This window comes from Benzoatithermus flavus, assembly GCF_037908215.1.
In the GTDB taxonomy this organism is placed as follows: Bacteria; Pseudomonadota; Alphaproteobacteria; order Geminicoccales; family Geminicoccaceae; genus Benzoatithermus; species Benzoatithermus flavus.
Genome location: NZ_JBBLZC010000045.1, coordinates 1 through 15,563, shown reverse-complemented (window position 1 = coordinate 15,563; position 15,563 = coordinate 1). Strand labels below are relative to the sequence as shown.

General features: G+C 66.7%; 13 protein-coding genes and 1 tRNA gene. All 14 read right to left on the bottom strand.

Features of this window, described 5'->3' with window-relative positions:
- Window positions 1-75: hypothetical protein (locus tag U1T56_RS23570; RefSeq protein ID WP_418161963.1), on the bottom strand; the 75-nt coding region annotated here is incomplete at its 3' end.
- 25 nt (window positions 76-100) lie between these two features.
- Entirely contained in the window at window positions 101-2,176 is a 2,076-nt protein-coding gene (fusA, locus tag U1T56_RS23565) for an elongation factor G (RefSeq protein WP_418161962.1), read from the bottom strand.
- 27 nt (window positions 2,177-2,203) lie between these two features.
- A complete protein-coding gene (rpsG, locus tag U1T56_RS23560) occupies window positions 2,204-2,671 on the bottom strand; it encodes a 30S ribosomal protein S7 (RefSeq protein ID WP_418161961.1) in 468 nt (155 codons plus the stop codon).
- Window positions 2,672-2,690: 19 nt separating this feature from the next.
- Entirely contained in the window at window positions 2,691-3,062 is a 372-nt protein-coding gene (rpsL, locus tag U1T56_RS23555; RefSeq protein WP_418161960.1) for a 30S ribosomal protein S12, read from the bottom strand.
- A gap of 275 nt (window positions 3,063-3,337) precedes the next feature.
- Window positions 3,338-7,528, bottom strand: coding sequence for a DNA-directed RNA polymerase subunit beta' (gene rpoC / locus U1T56_RS23550; RefSeq protein ID WP_418161959.1), 4,191 nt, complete (start codon window positions 7,526-7,528; stop codon window positions 3,338-3,340).
- A gap of 127 nt (window positions 7,529-7,655) precedes the next feature.
- The gene (gene rpoB, locus U1T56_RS23545) at window positions 7,656-11,753 is read right to left on the bottom strand and encodes a DNA-directed RNA polymerase subunit beta (RefSeq protein ID WP_418161958.1); all 4,098 of its coding nucleotides are present in this window, start codon (window positions 11,751-11,753) and stop codon (window positions 7,656-7,658) included.
- Between the two features lie 222 nt (window positions 11,754-11,975).
- The gene (gene rplL, locus U1T56_RS23540; protein ID WP_418161957.1) at window positions 11,976-12,359 is read right to left on the bottom strand and encodes a 50S ribosomal protein L7/L12; all 384 of its coding nucleotides are present in this window, start codon (window positions 12,357-12,359) and stop codon (window positions 11,976-11,978) included.
- A 74-nt stretch (window positions 12,360-12,433) separates the two neighbouring features.
- Window positions 12,434-12,955: a 50S ribosomal protein L10 gene (gene rplJ / locus U1T56_RS23535; RefSeq protein WP_418161956.1), complete on the bottom strand. Its 522-nt coding sequence runs from the start codon at window positions 12,953-12,955 to the stop codon at window positions 12,434-12,436.
- A gap of 236 nt (window positions 12,956-13,191) precedes the next feature.
- A complete protein-coding gene (rplA, locus tag U1T56_RS23530) occupies window positions 13,192-13,887 on the bottom strand; it encodes a 50S ribosomal protein L1 (protein ID WP_418161955.1) in 696 nt (231 codons plus the stop codon).
- Window positions 13,888-13,892: 5 nt separating this feature from the next.
- Window positions 13,893-14,324, bottom strand: coding sequence for a 50S ribosomal protein L11 (rplK, locus tag U1T56_RS23525; RefSeq protein WP_418161954.1), 432 nt, complete (start codon window positions 14,322-14,324; stop codon window positions 13,893-13,895).
- A gap of 91 nt (window positions 14,325-14,415) precedes the next feature.
- A complete protein-coding gene (gene nusG, locus U1T56_RS23520) occupies window positions 14,416-14,949 on the bottom strand; it encodes a transcription termination/antitermination protein NusG (RefSeq protein WP_418161953.1) in 534 nt (177 codons plus the stop codon).
- Window positions 14,949-15,146, bottom strand: a complete 198-nt coding sequence (gene secE, locus U1T56_RS23515) for a preprotein translocase subunit SecE (RefSeq protein WP_418161952.1) — start codon at window positions 15,144-15,146, stop codon at window positions 14,949-14,951. Before secE ends, nusG begins: the two co-directional genes overlap by 1 nt.
- A gap of 74 nt (window positions 15,147-15,220) precedes the next feature.
- A tRNA-Trp gene (locus tag U1T56_RS23510) sits at window positions 15,221-15,296 on the bottom strand.
- Window positions 15,297-15,484: 188 nt separating this feature from the next.
- The coding region (locus U1T56_RS23505; RefSeq protein ID WP_471683466.1) for an EF-Tu C-terminal domain-related protein at window positions 15,485-15,563 on the bottom strand (79 nt) is incomplete at its 5' end.

Below are 15,563 nucleotides of genomic sequence, written 5' to 3'. Positions count from 1 at the left end.
CTTGCCGTGATCGACGTGCCCGATCGTCCCGATGTTGCAGTGCGGCTTCGTCCGCTCGAACTTTTCCTTGGCCATCTCTTTGGCTCCGATTCAGCTGCGCTCAGGCGTACTTGGCGCGGATCTCTTCCGCGACCATCTGCGGCACGGGCTCGTAGTGGTCGAAGTGCATCGTGAACTGGGCGCGGCCCTGGCTGAGCGAGCGCAGCGTGTTCACGTAGCCGAACATGGTCGCGAGCGGCACCATGGCGCTCACCACCTGACCGTTGCCGCGCGGCTCCATGCCCGTGATCTGGCCGCGCCGGCTGTTCAGGTCGCCGATGATGTCACCCATGTACTCCTCGGGCGTGACCACCTCGACGCGCATCACGGGCTCGAGAAGCTGCGGGCCGGCCTTGGCCACACCTTCCTTGAACGCCGCGCGCGACGCGATCTCGAAGGCCAGCGCCGAGCTGTCCACCTCGTGGTAGGCGCCGTCCACGAGCTCGACCTTGATGTCGACCATCGGGAAGCCGGCGAGAACGCCGCTTTGGGATGCCGACTCCAGGCCCTTCTGCACGCCCGGGATGTACTCCTTGGGCACCGCGCCGCCGACGACCTTGTTCTCGAACTTGAAGCCCGAGCCCTTTTCGCCGGGGAGGAGGACGAGCTTCACGCGCGCGAACTGGCCCGAGCCGCCGGTCTGCTTCTTGTGGGTGTAGTCCACCTCGGCCTGGCGCGTGATGGTCTCGCGATACGCCACCTGCGGGGCGCCCACGTTCGCCTCGACCTTGAACTCGCGCTTCATGCGGTCGACGATGATCTCGAGATGGAGCTCGCCCATTCCCTTGATCACGGTCTGGCCACTTTCCGGGTCGGAGCCGACGCGGAAGGACGGGTCCTCGGCGGCGAGGCGCGAAAGCGCTATGCCCATCTTCTCCTGATCGGCCTTCGAGCGCGGCTCGACCGCGACCTCGATCACCGGCTCCGGGAACTCCATGCGCTCGAGCACGATCGGCTTCGCCTGATCGCAGAGCGTGTCGCCGGTCGTGGTGTTCTTGAGGCCCACCAGCGCCACGATATCGCCGGCATAGGCCTCCTTGATCTCCTCGCGGTTGTTCGCGTGCATGAGGAGAATGCGGCCGATGCGCTCGCGCTGGTTCTTGACCGTGTTCTGGAGATAGGAGCCGCTCTCGATCCGGCCCGAGTAGACGCGCACGAAGGTGAGCGTGCCCACGAACGGGTCGTTCATGATCTTGAACGCCAGCGCCGCGGTCGGCTCGTTGTCGTCGGGCTTGCGGATGACGACCTCCTCGGTGCCCGGCAGGACGCCCTCGGCGGGCGGCACGTCGAGCGGCGAGGGCAGGAAGCCGACGACGGCATCCAAAAGCGGCTGCACGCCCTTGTTCTTGAAGGCGGAGCCGGCGAGCACCGGGACGAGCTTGCCTGAGATCGTGCCCTTGCGCAGGAGGGCGACGAGGGTCGCCTCGTCGGGCTCGTTGCCCTCGAGATAGGCCTCCATCGCCGCGTCGTCCATCTCGACCGCGGCCTCGATCAAGGCCGAGCGCAGCTCCGCCGCCTTGTCGGCGAGGTTGGCCGGGATCTCCTCGTAGGAAAACTTCGCCCCGAGCGTCTCCTCGTGCCAGATGATGGCGCGGTTGCGGATCAGGTCGACCACGCCCTTGAAGTCGGCCTCGAGGCCGATCGGAAAGTTGACGATGACCGCGTTGGCGCCGAGACGCTCGCGGATCATCGACACGCAGCGGTCGAAGGAAGCGCCCGTGCGGTCCATCTTGTTACAGAAGCAGATCCGCGGCACGCCGTACTTGTCGGCCTGGCGCCATACCGTCTCCGACTGCGGCTCCACACCGGCGACACCGTCGAACACGGCCACCGCACCGTCGAGCACCCGGAGCGAGCGCTCCACCTCGATGGTGAAGTCGACGTGGCCCGGCGTGTCGATGATGTTGATCCGGTGGTCGCGCCAGAAGGTCGTGGTCGCGGCCGAGGTGATCGTGATGCCGCGCTCCTGCTCCTGCTCCATCCAGTCCATCGTCGCGGTGCCCTCGTGCACCTCGCCGATCTTGTAGGACTTGCCGGTGTAGTAGAGGATGCGCTCGGTCGTGGTGGTCTTGCCGGCATCGATGTGGGCCATGATGCCGATGTTACGATAGCGCTCGATAGGAACTTCACGCGGCATGGCGAATCACCTGCACAAGCCTCGAGGTCACCAGCGATAGTGCGAGAAGGCGCGGTTGGCCTCGGCCATGCGCAGCGTGTCCTCGCGCTTCTTGAAGGCGGCGCCGCGGCCGTTGGCGGCGTCCAGGAGCTCGCCCGCCAGCCGCTCGGTCATGGTCTTCTCCGAGCGCTTCTGGGCGGTCTGGATGATCCAGCGGATCGCCAGCGCCTGACGGCGCTCCGGGCGCACCTCGACCGGCACCTGGTAGGTGGCGCCGCCGACGCGTCGCGAGCGCACCTCGAGCGAGGGCTTCACGTTGTCGAGCGCCTCGTGGAACAGGATGACGGGATCCTTGCCGGTGCGCGCCTTCATCCGGTCGAAGGCGGCATAGAGCGTGCGCTCGGCGACCGACTTCTTGCCGTCGTGCATCAGCGAGTTGACGAACTTGGTGACGACCGGATCGCCGAACTTGGGGTCCGGCAGAACCTCACGCTTCTCCGCAGCGCGGCGACGCATCGCTTACGCTCTCCTTCGATTACTTCGGGCGCTTCGCGCCGTACTTGGACCGGCCCTGGCGCCGCTTGGCGATGCCCTGGGTATCCAGCTTGCCGCGGATGATGTGGTAGCGCACACCCGGCAGGTCTTTCACGCGGCCACCACGGATCAGGACCACCGAGTGCTCCTGAAGATTGTGACCCTCGCCGGGGATGTAGCTGGTGACCTCGAAGCCGTTGGTCAACCGCACGCGGGCGACCTTGCGCAGCGCGGAATTCGGCTTCTTGGGCGTGGTGGTGTAGACGCGGGTGCACACGCCGCGCTTCTGCGGGCAAGCCTCAAGCGCCGGGACCTTGTTCCGGCTCGGCTTGTCCGTGCGGCCCTTGGCCACAAGCTGGTTAATCGTCGGCATTCGCAGAGCTTCCTGTCACTGCCAGCGCGACCTCGAGCGCCGGAAGGAACCCTTCCGACGCAAAAAGCGCGCGAACCGCACCTGCGCGGTCTTCGCGCTCTATGTTCAGTCGCCGAAAGTCCGATGCTGCGTCTGATCCGCGAGGGTCACCACCAGCACCAAGATAAAGCGTGCCGCGCGTTCTAGCCGCCCGGCCCCGCCACGTCAAGCGGTTCCGAGGGAAAGATGCCGGGCCGCCCGTGCGGCGGAGCGGCCCGGATCCTTCGGTGTCGCCCTTATTCCGAGGGCATCTCGCTCATTTCGGTGAGGCGCAGGCCACCCTCACCGAGCTGCTCGGGTCCGGCGCCGAAGCGTGCCCGGCCCTCGCCCTGGGCCAGCTTCTTGAAGCGCTGCAGCACGCCGCCCGTGCCGGCCGGGATCAGCCGGCCGACGATGACGTTCTCCTTGAGGCCCTGCAGGCGGTCGACCTTGCCGGCGAACGCCGCCTCGGTCAGCACGCGCGTGGTCTCCTGGAACGACGCCGCCGAGATGAAGGACTGCGTCTGCAGGCTCGCCTTGGTGATGCCCTGGAGCACCGGATGGCAGGTGGCCGGCCGACGGTCCTCGGCGATCATGCGGGCATTGACCTGGTCGAACTCGATCCGGTCGATCTGCTCGCCGACGAGGAACGTCGTGTCGCCGGGATCGACGATCTCGACCTTCTGCAGCATCTGGCGGACGATCACCTCGATGTGTTTGTCGTTGATCTTAACACCCTGCAGCTTGTAGACGTCCTGGATCTCGTTGACCAGGAACTGCGCGAGTGCCTCGATGCCGAGCACGCGGAGCAGGTCGTGCGGCACCGGGTTGCCGTCGACGATGAGGTCGCCCGGCTTCACCTGGTCGCCTTCCTGCACGACGACGTGGCGCCCCTTGGGGATGAGGTACTCGACGGGCTCGAGATCCTCGTCCACCGGCAGGATGCGCAGCCGGCGCTTGTTCTTGTAGTCCTTGCCGAACTCGATCCGACCCTCGATCTCGGCGATGATCGCCGGGTCCTTGGGCCGCCGCGCCTCGAACAGCTCCGCCACCCGCGGCAGACCGCCCGTGATGTCGCGGGTCTTGCTGGCTTCCCTCGGCAGACGCGCCAGCACGTCGCCGGCATGGACCTTCTGCCCGTTGTCGACGGACATGATGGCACCGACCGGCAGGTAGTAGCGCGCCTCGCTGCCCGAAGGCAGGTTGATCGGGTTGCCGTTCTCGTCCTGGAGCACGATCGAGGGCCGGAGATTGCCCGAGCGGGCGCTCTGCCGCCAGTCGATCACCTCCTTGCTCGTCTTGCCGGTGGTCTCGTCGACGACCTCGCGGAACGAGACGCCGTCGATGAGGTCCTGGAAGACGATCGTGCCCGAGGCCTCGGTGATGACCGGCAGCGTGTGCGGATCCCACTCGGCCAGCACCTGGTCCTTCTCGACCCGGGCATCGGGCTCGACCAGGAGGCGCGTGCCGTTGGGCAGCTTCTGGCGCAGCTTCTCGCGGCCGACCTCGTCGTAGACCACGAGTTCGGTGTTGCGGCCCAGCACGATGTTGCGATCGAGGCTGTCCTTGACGATGCGCGGGTTGACCAGGCGCACCTGACCAACGCACGGGCTCTCGACCGTGGACTGCTCGGCCGCGGCCTGGGCGGCACCGCCGATGTGGAAGGTGCGCATGGTGAGCTGCGTACCGGGCTCGCCGATCGACTGGGCGGCGATCACCCCCACCGCCTCGCCGATGTTGACCGGCGTACCGCGCGCGAGATCGCGGCCGTAGCAATGGGCGCACACGCCCATCTTGCTCTCGCAGGTGAGCACGGAGCGCACGCGCACGCTGTCGACGCCGGCCTGGTCGATCTTCTTGACCAGCACCTCGTCGAGCAGCGTGTTGCGCTCGGCGAGGAGCTCGCCGGTGCGCGGGTGGGTCACGTCCTCGGCCACCGTGCGGCCCAGGATGCGCTCGCCCAGATCCTCGTTGCCACCCGAGGTCGAGATCGTGATCGCGCGCTCGGTGCCGCAGTCATCCTCGGTGATGATGCAGTCCTGTGCCACGTCAACGAGACGCCGCGTGAGGTAGCCCGAGTTCGCAGTCTTCAAGGCGGTGTCGGCCAGACCCTTGCGGGCGCCGTGCGTCGAGTTGAAGTACTCGAGCACGGAGAGGCCTTCCTTGAAGTTCGAAATGATCGGGTTCTCGATGATCTCGCCCGAGGGCTTGGCCATGAGGCCGCGCATGCCGGCGAGCTGCTTGATCTGCGCCGCCGAGCCGCGAGCACCCGAGTGAGCCATCATCCAGATCGCGTTGGGCTGGCGGAAGCGGCCGTCCGGGCCTCTGGTCTGCTGCACGGCCTGGATGGCCTGCATCATCTCCTCGGCGACCTTGTCCGAGCACTGCTGCCAGGCGTCGACGACCTTGTTGTACTTCTCGCCCTTGGTGATCAGGCCGTCGGCATACTGCTGCTCGTACTGCTTGACCAGCTCCTGGGTGGCATGGACGTGCCTCCACTTGCCCTCCGGGATGATCATGTCATCCTTACCGAACGAGATGCCGGCCTTGCAGGCGTGGCTGAAGCCGAGATTCATCAGCCGGTCGGCGAAGATCACGGTCTCCTTCTGGCCGCAGTGCCGGTAGACCTCGTCGATGACCTGGCTGATCTCCTTCTTCGTCAGCACCCGGTTCAGGAGGCCCTGGAAGCTGATGTTCGGATGCTGCGGCAGGATCTCGTAGAGGAGCAGCCGGCCCGGCGTGGTCTCGACCACCTGCGGCTGGAGCTCGCCGTCGCCGTTCATCCTGAAGATGCGGCAGCGCACCTTGGCGTGGAGCGAGACCACGCCCGCGGCCAGCGCGTGCTGCACCTCCTTGACGTCGCCGAACACCATGCCCTGGCCGGGCTCGTCGTCGGTGATCAGGCTGAGATAGTAGAGGCCGAGGACGATGTCCTGGGTCGGCACGATAATCGGCTTGCCGTTGGCAGGGCTCAGGATGTTGTTGGTCGACATCATGAGCACGCGCGCCTCGAGCTGGGCTTCCAGGGACAGAGGCACGTGGACCGCCATCTGGTCGCCGTCGAAGTCGGCATTGAAGGCCGTGCAGACCAAGGGATGGAGCTGGATCGCCTTGCCTTCGATCAAGACGGGCTCGAAGGCCTGGATGCCGAGGCGGTGGAGCGTCGGCGCCCGGTTCAGGAGCACCGGATGCTCGCGGATCACCTGCTCAAGGATGTCCCAGACCTCGGGCCGCTCCTTCTCGACCATCCGCTTCGCGGCCTTGATGGTCTGCGCCTTGCCGTAGAGCTCGAGCTTCGCGTAGACGAACGGTTTGAACAGCTCGAGCGCCATTTTCTTCGGCAGGCCGCACTGGTGGAGCTTCAGCTCCGGGCCCACGACGATGACCGAGCGGCCGGAATAGTCGACGCGCTTGCCGAGCAGGTTCTGACGGAAGCGGCCCTGCTTGCCCTTGAGCATGTCGCTCAAGGACTTGAGCGGGCGCTTGTTGGCGCCGGTGATGACGCGGCCGCGCCGGCCATTGTCGAACAGCGCATCCACGGCCTCCTGCAGCATCCGCTTCTCGTTGCGGACGATGATGTCGGGGGCCCGGAGCTCGATCAGCCGCTTCAGGCGATTGTTGCGATTGATGACGCGGCGATAGAGGTCGTTGAGGTCCGAGGTTGCGAACCGACCACCATCGAGCGGCACCAGCGGGCGCAGCTCCGGTGGAATGACCGGGATCACCTCGAGCACCATCCACTCGGGCCTGTTGCCCGATTCGAGGAAGGTCTCGACCATCTTGAGCCGCTTGACGAGCTTCTTGCGCTTGGCCTCGGAGCTGGTCTCGAGGAGCTCGGCGCGCATCTTCTCGCGCTCGACCGGAAGATCGAGGCGCTTGAGCATGTCGCGCACGGCCTCGGCACCGATGCCGCAGGTGAACGCGTCCTCGCCGAACTCCTCGCGGTAGCGCATCACCTGCTCCTCGGTGAGGAGCTCGTTGGGCTTGAGCGGCGTGAGGCCCGGCTCGATCACGACCCAGTTGTCGAAATAGAGCACGCGCTCGAGGTCGCGCAGCGTCATGTCGAGCAGCACGCCGATGCGGGACGGCACCGACTTCAGGAACCAGATATGGGCCACCGGCGAGGCGAGCTCGATGTGGCCCATGCGCTCGCGGCGGACCTTGGACTGGATGACCTCGACCCCGCACTTCTCGCAGACGATGCCCTTGTACTTCATGCGCTTGTACTTGCCGCACAAGCACTCGTAGTCCTTGATGGGCCCGAAGATCTTGGCGCAGAACAGGCCGTCCCGCTCCGGCTTGAAGGTGCGGTAGTTGATGGTCTCGGGCTTCCTGACCTCGCCGTACGACCACTCCCGGATCTGGTCGGGGCTCGCGATCGAAATCCGAATCTGGTCGAACTTCTGACCCGCCGCGGGCTGGCCGAAGAGGTACATCAAGTCGTTCATCGGACTCTGCTCTCGATCACCGCCGTGAAGGCTGGGCGGGCCTGCCGGCACCGGCATGCGCCGGCAGGCCCGGGGTGCGGTCAGCGCACCCGCTCGGTCTCCGCGAAGAGGCCCATGGCCGGCGGGATCACTCGCCGACCATCTCCTGCTGGAGCTCGACGTTGAGCGCCAACGCCTGCAGCTCCTTGACGAGCACGTTGAAGCTCTCGGGAATGCCGGCCTCGAACGTGTCCTCGCCGCGCACGATCGCCTCGTAGATCTTGGTGCGGCCCGATACGTCGTCGGACTTCACCGTCAGCATCTCCTGCAGCGTGTAGGCGGCGCCGTAGGCCTGGAGCGCCCAGCACTCCATCTCGCCGAAGCGCTGGCCGCCGAACTGCGCCTTGCCACCCAGCGGCTGCTGGGTGACGAGGCTGTAGGGGCCGACCGAGCGGGCGTGGATCTTGTCGTCCACGAGATGCCCGAGCTTCAGCATGTAGATGTAGCCCACGGTGACCGGACGGTCGAACGGCTCGCCGGTACGGCCATCGTAGAGCGTCACCTGCCCCGAGCGGTCGCAGCCCGCCTCCTCCAGCATCCGCACGATGTCGGCCTCGTGCGCCCCGTCGAACACCGGGGTCGCGACCGGCACGCCCGGACGCAGGTTCTCGCCGAGCTCGCGCAGCTCGTCGTCGCTGTAATGCCGGATCTCCTGCCCGATCTCGGACCCGTAGATCTCCTCGAGCTTGCGCTCGAGAGCCTCGCGACCCACACCATCCTGCCAGCGATCGACCAGCTCGCCGATCTGCTTGCCGAGATTGGCGCAGGCCCAGCCCAGATGCGTCTCGAGGATCTGGCCCACGTTCATGCGCGACGGCACGCCCAAGGGGTTCAGCACGAGATCGACCGGCGTGCCGTCCTCGAGATGGGGCATGTCCTCGATCGGCGCGATGCGCGAGATCACGCCCTTGTTGCCGTGACGGCCGGCCATCTTGTCGCCCGGCTGCAGCTTGCGCTTCACCGCGACGAACACCTTGACCATCTTGAGCACGCCTGGCGGCAGCTCGTCGCCGCGCTGCAGCTTCTCGACCTTGTTCTCGAACCGGTCCTGGAGAAGCTTGTAGCCGTCGTCGAGCTGGCGCTTGAGCGCCTGGATCTCGGTCATGCGATCGAGGTCGTCGACACCCAGCTCCCACCACTGCCTGCGCTGCAGGCGGTCGAGAAGGTCGGCCGTGATCGGGGTCCCGGCCTTGAGGCCGCGAGGGCCCGTGGTCGCGACCTGACCTTCCAGGATCTCGCGCAGGCGGCTGTAGATGTTGCGCTCGAGGATCGCCTTCTCGTCGTCGCGGTCCTTGGCGAGCCGCTCGATCTCGGCCCGCTCGATCGCGATGGCGCGCTCGTCCTTCTCGACACCGCGGCGGTTGAAGACGCGCACCTCGACGATGGTGCCCTGCACGCCGGGCGGCACCTTCAAGGAGGTGTCGCGCACGTCGGCCGCCTTCTCGCCGAAGATGGCGCGGAGCAGCTTCTCCTCGGGCGTCATCGGGGTCTCGCCCTTGGGCGTGACCTTGCCGACCAGGATGTCGCCGGCCTTCACCTCCGCACCGATATAGACGATGCCCGCCTCGTCCAGGTTGCGTAGGCTCTCCTCGCTGACGTTCGGGATGTCGCGGGTGATCGCCTCGGGGCCGAGCTTCGTGTCACGCGCCATCACTTCGAACTCCTCGATGTGGATCGAGGTGAAGACGTCGTCGCGGACGATGCGCTCGGAGATGAGGATCGAGTCCTCGAAGTTGTAACCGTTCCAGGGCATGAACGCGACGAGCGCGTTCCGGCCCAGCGCCAGGTCGCCGAGCTGGGTCGAGGGGCCGTCGGCGATGATGTCGCCGGCGCGCACCTTGTCGCCCACCTTCACGAGCGGCCGCTGGTTGATGCAGGTGTTCTGGTTGGAGCGCTGGAACTTCTTCAGCCGATAGATGTCCACGACACTGTCGGCGCGCGCCGTGTCGTCGGTCACCCGGATGACGATGCGCGAGCCGTCGACCTGATCGACGATGCCGGCCCGCTTGGCGGCGATCGCGGCACCGCTGTCGCGCGCGACCACACCCTCCATGCCGGTGCCCACGAACGGGGCCGCGGCCTGGAGCAGCGGCACGGCCTGGCGCTGCATGTTCGAGCCCATCAGCGCCCGGTTGGCGTCGTCGTTCTCGAGGAACGGGATCAGCGCCGCCGCGACCGAGACGAGCTGCTTGGGCGAGACGTCGATGAAGTCGACCTGCTCGGGCCGGGCCAGGACGAACTCGCCGTTCTCGCGGCAGCTCACGAGCTCGCCCGCGAGGCTGCGGTCGGGGTTGAGCTCGGAGTTGGCCTGGGCGATGACGTAGCGGCCCTCCTCCATGGCGGAGAGATAGACCACCTCGTCCGTGACCTTGCCGTCCACGACCCGACGATACGGGCTCTCGATGAAGCCGTACTTGTTGATCCGGGCGTAGGTCGCGAGGCTGTTGATCAGGCCGATGTTCGGGCCTTCGGGCGTCTCGATCGGGCAGATCCGGCCATAGTGGGTCGGATGCACGTCGCGCACCTCGAAGCCCGCCCGCTCGCGGGTAAGGCCGCCCGGACCGAGCGCCGAGAGCCGGCGCTTGTGGGTGATCTCGGAGAGCGGGTTGGTCTGGTCCATGAACTGCGAGAGCTGCGAGCTCCCGAAGAACTCGCGGACCGCAGCCGCCACCGGCTTGGCGTTGATCAGATCGTGCGGCATGGCCGCGTCGATCTCGACCGAGCTCATGCGCTCGCGCACGGCGCGCTCCATGCGGAGCAGGCCGACGCGGAACTGGTTCTCCATGAGCTCGCCCACGGAGCGCACGCGCCGATTGCCGAGGTGGTCGATGTCGTCGATCTCGCCACGGCCGTCCTTGATCTCGACCAGCATCTTGACGACGGCGACGATGTCCTCCTTGCGCAGCACGCGCACGGAATCGTCGGTCTCGAGTCCGAGCCGCATGTTCATCTTCACCCGGCCGACCGGCGAGAGATCGTAGCGCTCCTGGTCGAAGATCAGGCTGTTGAACAGGGCTTCGGCCGTCTCCAGCGTCGGCGGCTCGCCGGGGCGCAGGACACGGTAGATGTCGAGAAGCGCCTCCTCGCGGTTCTGGCACCGGTCGAGGACGAGCGTGTTGCGGATATAGGGTCCAACCGTCAGATGGTCGATGTCGAGCACCGGAATGCGGGTGATGCCGGCCTCGGTGAGCTTCCTGATCGTCTCGCCGGTGAGCTCGTCACCGGCCTCGGCGTAAACGAGACCGGTCTCCTCGTTGATGAGGTCGCGGCTGAGATAGCGGCCGACCAGCTCCTCGGCGGAGTGGTAGACCTCCTTCATGCCCTGCTCCTCGATCTTCTTGAGGAGCCGCGGCGTCATCTTCGTGCCAGCTTCGGCGAGCGTCTGGCCGGTCTCGGCGTCGATCAGGTCGGCCGTGAGCTTCTGGCCGCGCAGCCGCTCCGGGCGGAACGGCGTCTTCCAGCCCTGACCCGCGCGCTCGAAGGCGATCTCGTGGTAGAAGGTGTTGAGGATCGTCTCCGGATCGAGATCGAGGGCGAGCAGGAGCGTCGTCACCGGCAGCTTGCGGCGCCGGTCGATGCGCACGTAGACGAGGTCTTTGGCGTCGAACTCGAAGTCGAGCCAACTACCGCGGTAGGGAATGATCCGCGCCGAGTAGAGGAACTTGCCCGAGCTGTGCGTGCGGCCGCGGTCGTGGTCGAAGAACACGCCCGGGCTCCGGTGCATCTGCGAGACGATGACGCGCTCGGTGCCGTTGATGACGAAGGTGCCGTTCTCCGTCATCAAGGGCATGTCGCCCATGTAGACGTCCTGCTCCTTGATGTCGCGAACACTCTTCGAGCCCGTCTCCTCGTCGACGTCCCACACGATCAGCCGCAGCGTCACGCGCAAGGGCGCCGCGTAGGTCATGCCCCGCTGATGACACTCCTCGACATCGTACTTGGGCTCCTCGAGCTCGTACTTGACGAAGTCGAGCGCCGCGCGATCGGCGAAGTCCTTGATCGGGAAGACGGAGCGGAACACCTCCTCGAGGCCCATCCGCTCCCGCGCCGCGGGCTCGACGTGCATCTGGAGGAAGTTGTCGTAGGACTGCCGCTGCACCTCGATGAGGTTCGGCATCTCCGTGACTTCGGGGATGCGGCCGAAGCTCTTGCGAATCCGCTTCTTGGCCGTGGGGAGGTCGGACATGGCTGACCTGCTTCGGTTGAACCGTTAGCTGGACGGGGCCCTGACGCGCTGCGACAAGGTCAATGCGACGAGCCGACGCCGAAAGGCCGGACTGCACACGGCGCAGCCGGCCTTGTCGGATCGGAGACGAGCCTGCCGCATCGCTGTCGCGTGCGCCGCAGGTGGCCGGCCCGAAGGCCGGCGGTCCCGCGACGACGGCGATGCGGGAGCTGGAGAACGATGTTACTTGATCTCCACGGTGGCGCCAGCGCCCTCGAGCTGCGCCTTGATCTTCTGGGCCTCGTCCTTGGAGACGCCCTCCTTGACGGGCTTCGGCGCGCCCTCGACGAGATCCTTGGCCTCCTTGAGGCCGAGACCGGTGATGGCGCGGACCTCCTTGATGACGTTGATCTTCTGGGCACCGGCATTGGCCAGGATCACGTCGAACTCGGTCTTCTCCTCGACCGGCTCGGCCGCCGCTGCCGCACCGCCCGCAGCCGGGGCCGCGACCGCCACCGGGGCCGCCGCCGAGACGCCCCACTTCTCCTCGAGCATCTTCGAGAGCTGGGCCGCCTCGAGGACGGTGAGGGCCGACAGATCCTCGACCAACTGCTCCAAATTCGCCATTTCGACTACTCCCGCAACGAACTCATGCCAAAGACACCCGGCATCGACGGGTGCAACACCGCTTCACGTCGCGCTCAGGCGCCACCGCCCTCTTTGTCGGCGCGCGCCGCCAGCACGCGGGCGACCTGGCCGCCCGGCGCCTGAAGGACGCCGACGAGACGGCTCGCCGGCGCGTTGAGCAGGCCGATCAGCCTCGCCCGCAGCTCGTCGAGCGAAGGCAGCTCGGCCAACGCCTTGACCGCCGCCGCATCCAGAAGGGTCCCGGCCAGGCCACCGCCGACGATCTGCAGCTTGTCGTTCTTCTTCGCGAACTCGCTGACGATCTTCGGCGCCGCTGTCGGGTCCTTCGAGAAGGCGATCGCGGTCGGCCCCTTGAACAAGGGGGCCAAGGGCGCGAACGGTGTCCCGTCCAGAGCCCGCTGCGCCAACTTGTTCTTGGTCACACGGAAGGCGGCACCGGCCGAGCGGATCCGTCCACGCAGATCCGTGATCTCGGCCACGGTGAGGCCCTTGTAATGAGTGACGACGACGACGCCGGTCTCACCGAACACGCCGTTCAGCTCGTCGATCACCTTGGCTTTTTCGGCTCGCAGCACGATTGTCTCCGAACACTAACCGATCCGGCTCTCGCCTCGGCGGCACCCGCCACCCTCGCACCGCCGCCCGGAGCCGCTCACGGTCGTGGCCAGCAGCGTGGCTGCGCTCACGACAAGCACCACCCGCGGCCGATACGGGGCCCGGATGGCACGGCACTGGCGTTCCTCGGAGGGCATGAACATAATGGGACCTTCGCCGAGCGCAAGAGCCAAATTCGCTTCCGTCGTGCGTTTTCTCAGCCGACCAGGCTCGGGATGTCGAGCTTGATGCCCGGACCCATGGTGGAGCTGATATTGGCCCGCTTGAGGTAGGTGCCCTTGGCACCGCTCGGCTTGGCCTTGTTGACGGCATCCACGAACGCCCGCACGTTGGCCACGAGCTTGTCCTCGTCGAAGCTCGCCTTGCCGACCCCGGCGTGCACGATGCCGGCCTTCTCGACCTTGAACTGCACCTGCCCGCCCTTGGCGGCCTCGACGGCCTCGCGGACGTTCGGGGTGACGGTGCCGAGCTTCGGATTCGGCATGAGCCCACGGGGCCCCAGGATGCGGCCGAGCCGGCCGACGAGCGGCATCATGTCCGGCGTCGCGATGCAACGATCGAAGTCGATCGTGCCGCCCTGGATCCGCTCGGCGAGGTCCTCCGCGCCCACGACGTCGGCCCCGGCGGCGCGCGCCTCGTCGGCCTTGTCGCCCTTGGCGAACACGGCGACACGCAGCGTCTTGCCGGTGCCGTGCGGCAGGTTGACCGTGCCGCGCACCATCTGGTCGGCGTGGCGCGGGTCGACGCCGAGATTGAGCGAGACCTCGATCGTCTCGTCGAACTTGGCGGTGGCGTTGCTCTTGATCAGCTTCACCGCATCCGGCAGCGGATAGAGCTTGGAGCGGTCGATCGTGGCCAGAGCCGCCCGGAGACGCTTACCCTTCTTGGCCATCGCTCTTACTCCGCCACCACGTCGAGACCCATGGAGCGGGCCGAGCCCACCACCATCTGCACCGCGGCATCAACGGTATGGGCGTTGAGGTCCTTCATCTTCTGCTCGGCGATCTGCCGGCACTGAGCCATGGTCACCTTGCCGGCCTTGGTCCGGCCGGCGGTGGGGCTGCCCTTCTCGATTCCGGCCGCCTTCTTCAGGAAGTAGGAGACGGGCGGGGTCTTGGTGACGAAGGTGAAGGTGCGGTCCGCGTAGGCCGTGATGATCACGGGCACCGGCATCCCGGGCTCCATGCCCTGGGTGGCGGCGTTGAACTCCTTCACGAACTGCATGATGTTGAGGCCGCGCTGACCGAGCGCCGGCCCGATCGGCGGCGACGGGTTGGCCTTGCCTGCAGGGACCTGCAGCTTGATGTAGCCGGTGATCTTCTTCGCCATAGGCTGATTTTCACTCCTTCTGGCTTAGCGGTCCGAACGCGCCCCGAAGGGCGCTCCCGCGAACGGAGACGAAACGACGAAAAGCAAGCGGTCAGAGCTTCTCGACCTGGGAGTACTCGAGCTCGACCGGGGTGGCGCGACCGAAAATCGAGACCGAGACCTTGAGCCGGCCCTTGGCCTCGTCGACCTCCTCGACCACACCGTTGAACGAAGCGAACGGGCCGTCGCTGACCCGTACGTGGTCGCCGGCGACGAACGCGACCGAGGGCTTCGGGTGCTCGACGCCTTCGGCCACCTGGCTCCTGATGCGCTCGGCCTCGTGGTCGGCAATGGGCGCCGGCTTGCCACCGGGGCCCAGAAAGCCCGTCACCTTGGGGGTGTTGCGCACCAGCGACCAGGTCTCGTCGTTCAGCACCATGCGCACGAGCACGTAGCCCGGAAAGAACTTGCGCTCGGCATTGACCCGCTTGCCGCGGCGGACCTCGACCACCTCCTCCATCGGAACCAGGATGTCCTCGAAGAGATGGGAGAGGCCTTTCTGCTCGGCCTGCTCGCGGATCGAATCCCGAACCTTCTTCTCGAAGCCGGAATAGACGTGAATGATGTACCAGCGCGGCTCGGCCATCACGCCCCCACACCGAGGATGAGCTGGACCGCCACGGCGATGACCTGATCCACGACGAAGAAGAACAAGGCGGCGAGTGCGGACATCGCGAACACGCTCACCGTGGTCGCGATCAGCTCGCGGCGGCTAGGCCAAGTCACCTTGGCCAATTCCTGCCGCACCTCGCGAATGAACTGGGCCGGCGATGTCTTCGCCATGATCGATCCGCTCTGCTCTCTGCTGATCAGGTGGGTCTAACGCTGGCTGGAAGGATCGTGCCGCCCCGGAGGGGTGGCAGGAGTGGAGGGGCTCGAACCCCCAACCCCCGGTTTTGGAGACCGGTGCTCTACCAGTTGAGCTACACTCCTAGACGCCTTCCGAGACACTCGCCCCGCGAGACCATCGCGGCTCGATGCGCCCGGCCGCACAGACGCTCTCGCGCGCCACGGTGGCCGTCGCTGGGCTGGTGCTCATAATGCACGCGGGGGGCCGTGACAAGCCCCCCGGAGCGCCAGAGCCAGAGAAAAATGACCTCGGCGGGCGGCGCCGTGCCCGCTCAGGCGATGATCTCGGCGACGACGCCGGCGCCGACGGTGCGGCCACCCTCGCGGATGGCGAAGCGCAGGCCCTTCTCC

Excerpts from the sequence above, each read along its gene's own strand:
- fusA (WP_418161962.1), bottom strand. The coding sequence starts at position 2,176 with ATGCCGCGTGAAGTTCCTATCGAGCGCTATCGTAACATCGGCATCATG.
- rpsG (WP_418161961.1), bottom strand. The coding sequence starts at position 2,671 with ATGCGTCGCCGCGCTGCGGAGAAGCGTGAGGTTCTGCCGGACCCCAAG.
- rpsL (WP_418161960.1), bottom strand. The coding sequence starts at position 3,062 with ATGCCGACGATTAACCAGCTTGTGGCCAAGGGCCGCACGGACAAGCCG.
- rpoC (WP_418161959.1), bottom strand. The coding sequence starts at position 7,528 with ATGAACGACTTGATGTACCTCTTCGGCCAGCCCGCGGCGGGTCAGAAG.
- rpoB (WP_418161958.1), bottom strand. The coding sequence starts at position 11,753 with ATGTCCGACCTCCCCACGGCCAAGAAGCGGATTCGCAAGAGCTTCGGC.
- rplL (WP_418161957.1), bottom strand. The coding sequence starts at position 12,359 with ATGGCGAATTTGGAGCAGTTGGTCGAGGATCTGTCGGCCCTCACCGTC.
- rplA (WP_418161955.1), bottom strand. The coding sequence starts at position 13,887 with ATGGCCAAGAAGGGTAAGCGTCTCCGGGCGGCTCTGGCCACGATCGAC.
- rplK (WP_418161954.1), bottom strand. The coding sequence starts at position 14,324 with ATGGCGAAGAAGATCACCGGCTACATCAAGCTGCAGGTCCCTGCAGGC.
- nusG (WP_418161953.1), bottom strand. The coding sequence starts at position 14,949 with ATGGCCGAGCCGCGCTGGTACATCATTCACGTCTATTCCGGCTTCGAG.
- secE (WP_418161952.1), bottom strand. The coding sequence starts at position 15,146 with ATGGCGAAGACATCGCCGGCCCAGTTCATTCGCGAGGTGCGGCAGGAA.